We start from the raw sequence: 8962 nt of genomic DNA, 5'->3' as shown, positions 1-8962 counted from the left end.
GTGCTGGGGCTGGTGGCGGGTGAAGGCAAGCGGGACGCCATGCGGCGGGTGCTGCAGGGCGATATGCAACTGCCCGCGTCGCACGTGACGAACACGCAGTGGATGTTGGACCCCACCGCCGGAGGGTAGGCGGGGCTCGGAGGAATCATGGGAACGCAGACGAAGCCGGCGCAGTTCGGCGTGGTGGGCATGGGCGTCATGGGCGCCAGCCTCGCCCTCAACATCGCGGACCACGGCTTCCGCGTCGCCGTGTGGGACCGCCACCCGGAGAACATCACCAAGGTCCAGCAGCAGAACCCCAAGCAGGCCCTGGCGGGCTTCCCGGAGCTGGAGGCGTTCGTCGCCGGCCTGGAGCGCCCGCGCCGCGTCCTCTTGATGATCACCGCCGGCGCGCCGGTGGACCAGATGATGGAGCGGCTGTTCCCGCTCTTGTCGCCCGGCGACGTCATCATGGACGCGGGCAACTCCTGGTACCTGGACACGCGGCGCCGCGAGGCCCTGTGCAAGGAGAAGGGCTTCCACTTCCTGGGCATCGGCGTGTCCGGCGGCGAGGAGGGCGCGCGCCACGGCCCGTCCATCATGCCGGGCGGCCCCAAGGACGCGTACGCGCTGGTGCAGCCGGTGCTGGAGGCCATCGCCGCGCGCAGCGAGGAGGGCCTGTGCGTCACCCACGTGGGCCCGGAGGGCGCGGGCCACTTCGTGAAGATGGTGCACAACGGCATCGAGTACGCGGACATGCAGCTGCTCGCGGAGACGTACGACGTGCTCCGCCGCGGCCTGGGCCTGGAGACCGCGCAGCTGGGCGACCTGTTCTCCAAGTGGAACGAGGGCATCGCGGAGTCGTTCCTCCTGGAGACCACCATCAAGGTGATGCGCAAGCGCGACCCGGAGACGGGCAAGCCGCTGCTGGACCTGGTGCTGGACAAGGCCGGCCAGAAGGGCACGGGCAAGTGGACCGTGCAGGTGGCGCTGGACCTGGGCGTGCCGGTGCCCTCCATCGCGTCCGCGCTGGATGCGCGCAACCTGTCCGCGCACAAGGACGAGCGCGTGGCCGCGAGCAAGAAGCTCCACGGTCCCACCGTCTCCCTCTCCTCCGACGAGCAGAAGGAGCTGGCCCAGTGGGCGCATGACGCGCTCTACGCGGCGCGCGTGGTGACGTACGCGCAGGGCATGCGGCTCATCCAGGCGGCGTCGGACGAGTACAAGTGGGGCGTGTCGCTGGCGGAGATGGCGCGCATCTGGCGGGGCGGCTGCATCATCCGCGCGAAGCTGCTCACGCCGCTGCGCGAGGCCTTCCAGCAGCAGCCCACGCTGCCCAACCTGCTGGTGTCGGAGGCGTTCGCGCCGGTGCTGGAGAAGCTGGCCCCGTCGTGGCGCCGGTTCCTGGGCACCGCGACGAAGGCGGGCATCCCGGTGCCCGTGTTCAGCAGCAGCCTGGCGTACATGGACAGCTACCGCAGCCCGGAGCTGCCGCAGAACCTCACCCAGGCCCAGCGCGACGCGTTCGGCGCGCACACCTACCAGCGGCGGGACAAGCCCGACGCCGGCTTCGTGCACTCCGACTGGTTGAAGTAGCGCCCACGCTGACGCGAGCGCGCGCCGCCCTACTTCTTCTGGGTGGCGCGCAGCTCCGCGCGGCGGATCTTCCCGCTCACCGTCTTGGGCAGCTCCGCGACGAACTCAATCTCGCGCGGGTACTTGTACGGCGCCGTGGTCTTCTTCACGAAGTCCTGCAGCTCCTGCGCGAGCGCGGGTGACGCCGTGTGGCCCGGCGTGAGCAGCACGTACGCCTTGATGCGCTGACCAATCTTGTCGTCCGGCACGCCGATGACGGCGGACTCGGCCACGGCGGGGTGCTCCAGCAGCGCGGACTCCACCTCGAAGGGGCCCACGCGGTAGCCGGACGTCTTGATGACGTCGTCCGAGCGCCCCACGAACCACAGGTAGCCCTCCGCGTCGCGCACCGCGCGGTCGCCCGTCACGTACCAGTCCCCCCGGCTGCTGGCCGCGTTGGCCGCGTCGTCGTTCAGGTAGCCCTGGAACAGGCCCACCGGCCGCTCCGGCTTCACGCGCACGGCGATGTCGCCCTCCTGTCCGTCCGCGACCTCTTCCCCGTGCTCGTTGATGACGCCCACGGTGAAGCCGGGGGACGGCTTGCCCATGGAGCCCATGCGCGGCGGAAGCGACGGGAACATGCCCACGATGACCACCGTCTCCGTCTGGCCGTAGCCCTCGCGGATGAACAGCCCGGTGGCCTCCTTCCACGTCTCGATGACCTCCGGGTTGAGCGGCTCGCCCGCGCTCACCGTGTGGCGCAGGCTGGACAGGTCCACCGCCTTCAGGTCCTGGAGCACCAGCGCGCGCCACGCGGTGGGCGGCGCGCAGAAGGTGGTGACGCGCTCGCGCTCCAGCACCTTCAAGAAGGCCACGGGGTCGAAGCGGCCGCGGAAGTCGTAGACGACGTTGCACGCGCCCTCGCTCCACGGACCGAAGAGCTTGCCCCAGGCGCACTTGGCCCAGCCGGTGTCGCTGAGCGTCAGGTGTCTGTCTTCAGGCTTCAGGTCCAGCCAGTAGCGGCCGGTGATGCGGTGGCCCTGGCCGTAGCTGGCCTGCGTGTGCAGCACCATCTTCGGCATGCCGGTGGTGCCGGACGTGAAGTAGATGAGCAACGGGTCGTCCGCGCGCGTCGGCGGGAAGGCGGTGGCCTGGCCTTCCGGCAGCGGCTCCGACGCGTAGCGCGTCCACGGCGCGGGCGCGTCCCCCGTGGACACCCACGTCGTCACGCCGGGCGCGTCCCTCACGCCCTCGAAGCGGTCCAGGCAGCTGGCGTCGGTGAGGACGGCCTTCGCGCCGGACGCGTCCAGCCGGTAGCGGATGTCCTTGGCGGTGAGCATGGGCGTGCCGGGCATGAAGACGATGCCGGCGCGGATGCAGCCCAGCACCAGGAACCACCACTCCGGCACGCGCGGCATCAGGATGAAGGCGCGGTCGCCCCGCTTCAGGCCCAGCCCGGCGAGGAAGCGCGCCGCGTGCAGCGAGCGCTCCTTCAGCTCCTGGAAGGTGAAGCGCTGGGAGCGCCCCGACTCGTCGGACCACTGGAGCGCGGGGGCCTGGGGCCGCTCGGCCGCGTGCCGGTCGATGACGTCGGTAGCGAAGTTGAAGTGCTCCGGTCGCTCCCACCGGAAGTCGCGGCGGGCGGACTCGTAGTCGACGGGCATGGGCAGGCTCCTGGGCTGTTGCGACAACCCCAGGAGCCTGACACGTCATCCCGCGTCCGGCGGTACCCACCCGCGCGGGGCGCCCGATGGTGGACGCTCCAGCGCGCGGGGTCCGGCGGGTGGATCAGGGCGCCACGGCGCCGCGAAGCTCCTGCGCCAGCTTGCGCGCTTCGTCGCTCCAGCCGGGCTCGCCCAGGGACGCCACCTGCTCGAAGTCGCGGGCCGCACGCGCGTCCTGCTTCAGCGCACGCAGCGCGAGGCCGCGGTTCCACAGGGCCTGCGCATGGCGGGGCTCCGCGCGCACCACGGAGTCCAGCAGTTCCAGCGCGGCCTGGGGACGGCCCTCGTGCAGCGCCACCACCGCCAGGTCGTTGTCACGCGCCAGCGACGCGGGCTCGCGCGCCAGCTCCGCCTGCGCCTGCTGCCACTGCCCGTGCAGCACGTAGGCGGCGACGAGGCCGCGGAACTCCCCGCGCTCCTGCATCTCCGCCAGCGGCCGCAGCAGCAGCGGCTGCTGCGCCTCCGCCACATCGGAGCCACCGCGCATGGGGCTGTAGCGGCGCCACTGGTCCGCGCGCGGATGCGACAGCCGGGCCTCCAGCTCGCGCGTGGGCTGGTTCTCCAGGAAGACCACCGCCGGCACGTCCGCCACCGGCATCATCCGGGGCACCATGACGGCGCAGAGGCTGGCGGCCATGGCGAGCGGCGCCACCACGCGGGCGTTGCGGCGCACCCACGCGCCCAGCGTCACCACGTTGTTCGCCGGCTGGGGGGCGGGCTGTTCGGAAGTGCCCGTGCCCAGGGCCCTCGCCGCCAGCAGCTCCAGCTGGAGCAGGTCCCTCAGGCCGCCTTCACAAGCGGGGCAGCGTGGCAGGTGTTGCCGGAACCCCTCGGCCTCCGCCTCGGACAGCTCACCGTCCATGAAGAGGTGCAGCTTGGTGCAATGCGCGTTCATGACTGGACTCCCCGCTCTCGGGCCACCGCGATGCTTGGCAGCAGCAGTTCCCGCAGGTCCCTGCGCGCCAGCGTGAGCCAACTGCCCACGGTGCCCACGGGAACATTGAATTGCTCGGCAATGGCCTGGTAGCGGCGGCCTTCCGCGTGCAGCTTGTAGGCGTCCCTCAGGTGCGGCTTGAGCTTCTCGATGGCCGCCTGGAACGCCTCGTTGCCCACCAGCTCCCAGTTCTCCTGGTCCCCATCCCCCGTCGCCGGCAGGTCCTGCACCAGCGCCAGGTGCGGCAGCCCGCGCACTTCCGTGCGCTGGCGGCGGCAGTGGTCCAGGAACCGGTTGGTCATCGTCGTGCACAACCACGCCGCGCACGCCGCTTCCGTGCGGTCCTTCAGCTGACCGAACTCCGGCAGGGCCCGCTCGAAGGCCTCCTGGACCAGGTCCTCTGGGTCCAGGATGCCGCGTGCGCACAACCGGCGGGCGACGGCCAGAAGACTCGGCCGGTGCCGCCGGATGAACGCCTCGAAGTGGCGTCGTTCCCGGTTGAAGAGGTTGGCCATGACGCAAGGACCCGGAGTGACTGGTGGGCTTCCTGACTAAAGACGCCGAGCGCCTTGTTTCTTGAGAGAAAAATGCCTGAAAGGGCGGACAAGCCGGTCGGGCAGGACGCTCAGCAAGCGGCTTGCTACCCCTCCAGCAGGGGCGGAACCGCGGGCGGCGGCAGGGGGCGACGACGGCGGGGCCCGCGGTCCGAGCAGTTGACGTAGGCGTTCTTCACATGCGGGGCGCTGTGGTCCGGTTCGAAGGCACCGGCGAGGGCGGAGGACACGTCTCCTGCGATCATGGTTCGCTTCTCCTGGTACGAGGGAAGTCCGGCGTAAACCGGGGATGGGTGGAAAAAGACAGGCGGGGAGTCCATAGCACGCCCTGGCGCACCGGCAGGAGAGCCCTCCGGTCCAATCCTTCAAGGATTTCAAGGAGTTCTGAATGAACGAGGACAAGTCTCCCCTGAGGCCGGAGTGGCGGCAGTGGCTGGCGGAGAACCTGGCGCTGGGCGTGGAGCAGGAAGACGTACACCGGGTGCTGGTAGCGGCGGGGGTGGACCCGGCGCTGGCCCGCGCGGAGATGGCGGCGGTGGCGGGACACCCCTACTTCAAGGCGTGCCTCCAGGTGGCCCGGCACTTCGGGTGGATGGAGTCGCTGATGGACGTCTACAGCGAGCTGCGCGCCCAGGACGGGGGCCGGGAGCTGGAGGTCCGGGAGCGGATTGCCCCCGAGGAGTTCTTCCAGCGCTACTACTTCGGCCACCGGCCGGTGGTGCTGCGCGGGATGATGGAGGACTGGCCGGCCCTGACGCGCTGGTCGCTGCCCTACTTCCGCGAGCGCTTTGGCCAGGTGGAGGTGGAGGTGATGGTGGGGCGCGACGCCGACCCGGAGCACGCGGCGCTGCAGGACCGGCACCGGGCGCGGATGCCCTTCGCGGCCTTCCTCGACAAGGTGGAGGCGGCGGAGCAGACGAACGACTTCTACATGGTGCCGCGCAACGACAACTGGCGTCGCGACGGCCTGTCGCCCTTGCGCGAGGACCTGCGCGCGCCCCGGGGAATCATCGACCCGGGCCTGCTGCCGGACATGATGACGCTGCTCTTGGGGCCCGCGGGCACCGTCACGCCGCTGCACCACGACAACATGAACATCCTGTTGGGCCAGGTGCTGGGCCGCAAGCACGTGCGGCTGGTGCCGTCCTTCGAGCGCCATCGGGTGTACCCGCACCGGGGCACCTTCAGCCACGTGGACGCGGGCAAGCCGGACCTCGTGGCCCACCCGCTCTTCGCGGAGGCCACGGTGCTGGAGGCGGTGCTGGAGCCCGGGGACATGGTGTTCCTGCCCGTGGGCTGGTGGCACTGGGTGAAGGCGCTGGGCGTGAGCGCCAGCGTCACCTTCCATCACTTCCTCGTCCCCGGCGGGAACACGCACCTGGAAGCCCCCTTCTGACGAAGTCAGTCCGCCTTCTCCACCAACAGCACGGAGCGCGTCCATCCGGCGCGCGCGTCGCGTGACAGCCACGCCTGGCGTTCGTCGCGCAGCGCGATGGCCGCGGGGGAGCCTGAGTGGATGCGCCGGCGCACGCCGTCGAAGAAGCGGCCCGCCGCGTCCGGGATGTCCACCGTGGAGGCCAGCACCGCGCGCGCGCCTGAGTCGATGAAGGCCGCCGGCAGGCTGAAGGGCTCCGTGTTCTGCAGGGACGTGGTGCGCCCCGCGCTGCACGCGGCCAGGAACACGGTGGGCGACCCGGTGAGGCGCTGCTCGCGCACCACGTCCGCGGTGAGCGCGTAGCGGCCGTTCACCTCCGGGGACAGCACCACCAGCGACGCGCCGGAGATGCTGGGGTCGGTGATGCCGTGCGCGTGGATTTCAATCTCCGTGGCGTCCGCCATGCTCGCCAGCACGCGAGAGGGCGTGGCGTCCGAACCGGTCAGCACGTCCGGCGGCGCGGCGCCCGGCTCCGCGTCCGGCGTCCACGCGGGAAGCCGGGGCAGCTGCAGCAGCGACGGCGCCTCCACGCCGGCCACCACCAGGCGGCGCGTGGCCATGGCCTCCGGCGTCGGGCGCGGGCCCTGGGCGCGGCCCAGGCGGAAGCTCCAGGCGATCTCCGGCGGCAGCAGGTCCGTGCGCCCGAAGAGGGGCGCCCACGCGAGCACGTCCACGCGCTCGCAGCCGGAGAGCGTCTGCCGCAGCGTCTCCGGTACCAGCCGGGACGAGTCCATCCGGGCGAAGGCCTCGCGGCGCGCGCCGTCGTAGTGGCCCTTCACTTCACCCTTCGGGCCCAGCGCCACCAGCGTGGTGCGCTCGGCGTGGAGGCTGGCGGCCAGCGCGCACCGGGTCGGCACGGGCGTGCCCAGCTGCGCGGCCATCAACGTCACCACCTTGGGGAACTCGCCGGCGCGGCCCGCGTCGTTGGCGAGCGACGAGTAGCTGAGCGCCCACGACTCGCGCCCCAGCACATCGCCGCGCGGCAGGGCGTCCGCCTCCGCGATGGCGCGCTGGAGCAGCGCTTCACCCCGGGCCCGGTCCTGGTCCAGGAGGAAGCGGCCTTCCAGATAGTGCGTGTAGACGCGGTCGCCCTCCGGGATGGAGGGCCCCTCCACGGCCCGGGTGATGACCGTCTTCAGCCACTGCGCATCCTGGGGACGGGGACCGGAGCCGAAGCGCGCCAGCTCCGCGACCGTCGCGCCGAACATGGGCAGCATGGGGTTGTCCGCACAGGAGGCCGCGCTCTCCAACTCCCGCCGCGCGGCGTCCGGCCGCAGGTCCAGGTAGTACAGGTGCGCGAGCATCATGTGGGGATAGGAGCAGCTCCGCGTGGCACCGCGCGCGGACCACTCCTCCAGATAGGCGCGGGCGCTTCCCAGGTCGTTGCGCGAGCGCGCGATCTGGCTGAGGACTTCCAGGACGGTGAACTCCTTCTCCCACTCGCGCAGCTGCCGGGCCCCCGCCCACAGCACGCGCGCGTGCTGCTCCGCCTCCGTGAGGCGCTGCAGGTCGGTGTAGAAGATGGTCAGCCGGCGCTCCAGCTCCAGGCAGCGCACCGACAGCGTGCCCTCGCGGCAGCGCTGGAGCGCGGTGAAGAGGCGCTGTTCGGCCTTCCACCAGGACCCTTCGGCGACTTCCTGGAGCGCCTGGTCGCGGTCCGCGACGTACGTGAACCAGGGGTCCTCCAGCTTCTTGATGCGCTCCACCGTGTCCTTGAGCCGCGGGAGCGCCCCATCGCGGGTGCGCAGCAGGGCCCCCAGGTAGATGTCCTCGTCCCCGGACAGGCGCGCCCGGTCCACGAGCGCGTCCGGCATCGGGCCGCCCGCGCGCATCGCCTCCGCGTACTGGCGCGCCAGCTCCCCGCGGCGGGTGAAGTCGCGCTTCGCCACGCGCTGCACGTAGTCCGTGAGCGCGCGGCCGCCCTGCACCCGGTCCAGCTCCTTCGCCAGCGGCATCAGCTCCAGCGCGCGCTCCTTCGAAGCCGCGGCACGCACCACCTCATAGAAGACCCCGCGCACCGTGCCCGGCATCTGGCGGGCGGCGTCCAGCGGCAGCGGCGCCTTCGCGTCCTCCATCAGCGCCAGCGTCGCGTTGCGCGCCGCCTTCCACTGACGCTCGCGCTCCAGCGTGCTCTCGCGCAGGGACAGCGCCTGGGCGTGGGCCTCGCGGCTCCAGCCCTGCTCGCCCAGCTTCGCCACCTGTTCGAAGAGCTCCGACGCGCGCAGCGTCAGCCCCATCTCCCGAAACACCAGCGCGCGGTTCCACAACGCCTGCGGCAGCTTCGGCTTCGCCTCGATGGCGCCATCCAGCAGGCGCAGCGCCCGTTCAAAATCGCCGCGCGCGAGCGCCACCGCCGCCAGGTCGCTGTCGCGCTCCGGAGAGGCCGGCAGGCGCTCCAGGAAGGAGGCCGCCTGGTTCCACTCGCCCTCCAGGGCATACGCCGCCGCGATGCCGCCCCAGTCCTCCTGGGCCTCCATGCGGGCGAGCGGGCCCAGGGGCATCGGCTCGGCGGGCACGGGGCAGCCGCCGGCGGGAGCGCGCGAGCGGTAGCGGTCGGCTTCCGGGTGCGTGAGGCGGGCCTCGATGCGGGCCGCGGCGCGGCGCTCCACCCAGAACTGATCCGTCACGGGGGGCGCGGCCGCGGGCTTCAGGGCCGCGACGCCTGCCACCGCCAGGGGGATGGCCAGCGCCAGCGCCCAGAGCTTCTTCTTCGCCGGCATCACCATGCGATCCCCTCGGGCGCCTCCCCCTTGCTGGCGCC

Annotated in this window: 7 protein-coding genes; 2 read left to right on the top strand and 5 right to left on the bottom strand. The window is 71.8% G+C overall.

Features of this window, described 5'->3' with window-relative positions:
• Nucleotides 1-147: 147 nt before the first annotated feature.
• Nucleotides 148-1575, top strand: coding sequence for an NADP-dependent phosphogluconate dehydrogenase (gene gndA, locus D7V97_RS35420; protein WP_120615042.1), 1428 nt, complete (start codon nt 148-150; stop codon nt 1573-1575).
• Nucleotides 1576-1604: 29 nt separating this feature from the next.
• On the opposite strand, the gene D7V97_RS35415 is transcribed toward gndA, so the two are convergent.
• The 4 genes from D7V97_RS35415 to D7V97_RS45475 all read right to left on the bottom strand — a co-directional run bounded on the left by D7V97_RS35415 (nt 1605) and on the right by D7V97_RS45475 (nt 5011).
• Nucleotides 1605-3218 carry an acyl-CoA synthetase gene (locus D7V97_RS35415; protein WP_120615041.1) on the bottom strand — a complete coding sequence of 538 codons (1614 nt, stop codon included), beginning with the start codon at nt 3216-3218 and terminating at the stop codon, nt 1605-1607.
• Nucleotides 3219-3342: 124 nt separating this feature from the next.
• Nucleotides 3343-4173: a zf-HC2 domain-containing protein gene (locus tag D7V97_RS35410; RefSeq protein WP_120615040.1), complete on the bottom strand. Its 831-nt coding sequence runs from the start codon at nt 4171-4173 to the stop codon at nt 3343-3345.
• Nucleotides 4170-4727, bottom strand: coding sequence for an RNA polymerase sigma factor (locus D7V97_RS35405; protein ID WP_120615039.1), 558 nt, complete (start codon nt 4725-4727; stop codon nt 4170-4172). Before D7V97_RS35405 ends, D7V97_RS35410 begins: the two co-directional genes overlap by 4 nt.
• 125 nt (nt 4728-4852) lie before the next feature.
• Nucleotides 4853-5011, bottom strand: coding sequence for a hypothetical protein (locus tag D7V97_RS45475; protein ID WP_199729044.1), 159 nt, complete (start codon nt 5009-5011; stop codon nt 4853-4855).
• Between the two features lie 143 nt (nt 5012-5154).
• Here D7V97_RS45475 and D7V97_RS35400 point away from each other — a divergent pair, with 143 nt between their 5' ends.
• Entirely contained in the window at nt 5155-6162 is a 1008-nt protein-coding gene (locus tag D7V97_RS35400) for a cupin-like domain-containing protein (RefSeq protein ID WP_120615038.1), read from the top strand.
• Nucleotides 6163-6167: 5 nt separating this feature from the next.
• Here D7V97_RS35400 and D7V97_RS35395 read toward each other — a convergent pair whose 3' ends face one another.
• Nucleotides 6168-8921 carry a CHAT domain-containing protein gene (locus D7V97_RS35395; RefSeq protein ID WP_233583427.1) on the bottom strand — a complete coding sequence of 918 codons (2754 nt, stop codon included), beginning with the start codon at nt 8919-8921 and terminating at the stop codon, nt 6168-6170.
• Between the last annotated feature and the right edge of the window lie 41 nt (nt 8922-8962).

The organism is Corallococcus sp. CA053C (assembly GCF_003611675.1).
Lineage (GTDB): Bacteria > Myxococcota > Myxococcia > Myxococcales > Myxococcaceae > Corallococcus.
Note: the sequence above shows the minus strand (reverse complement) of the source record. Positions and strands in the feature narration are given on the sequence as shown.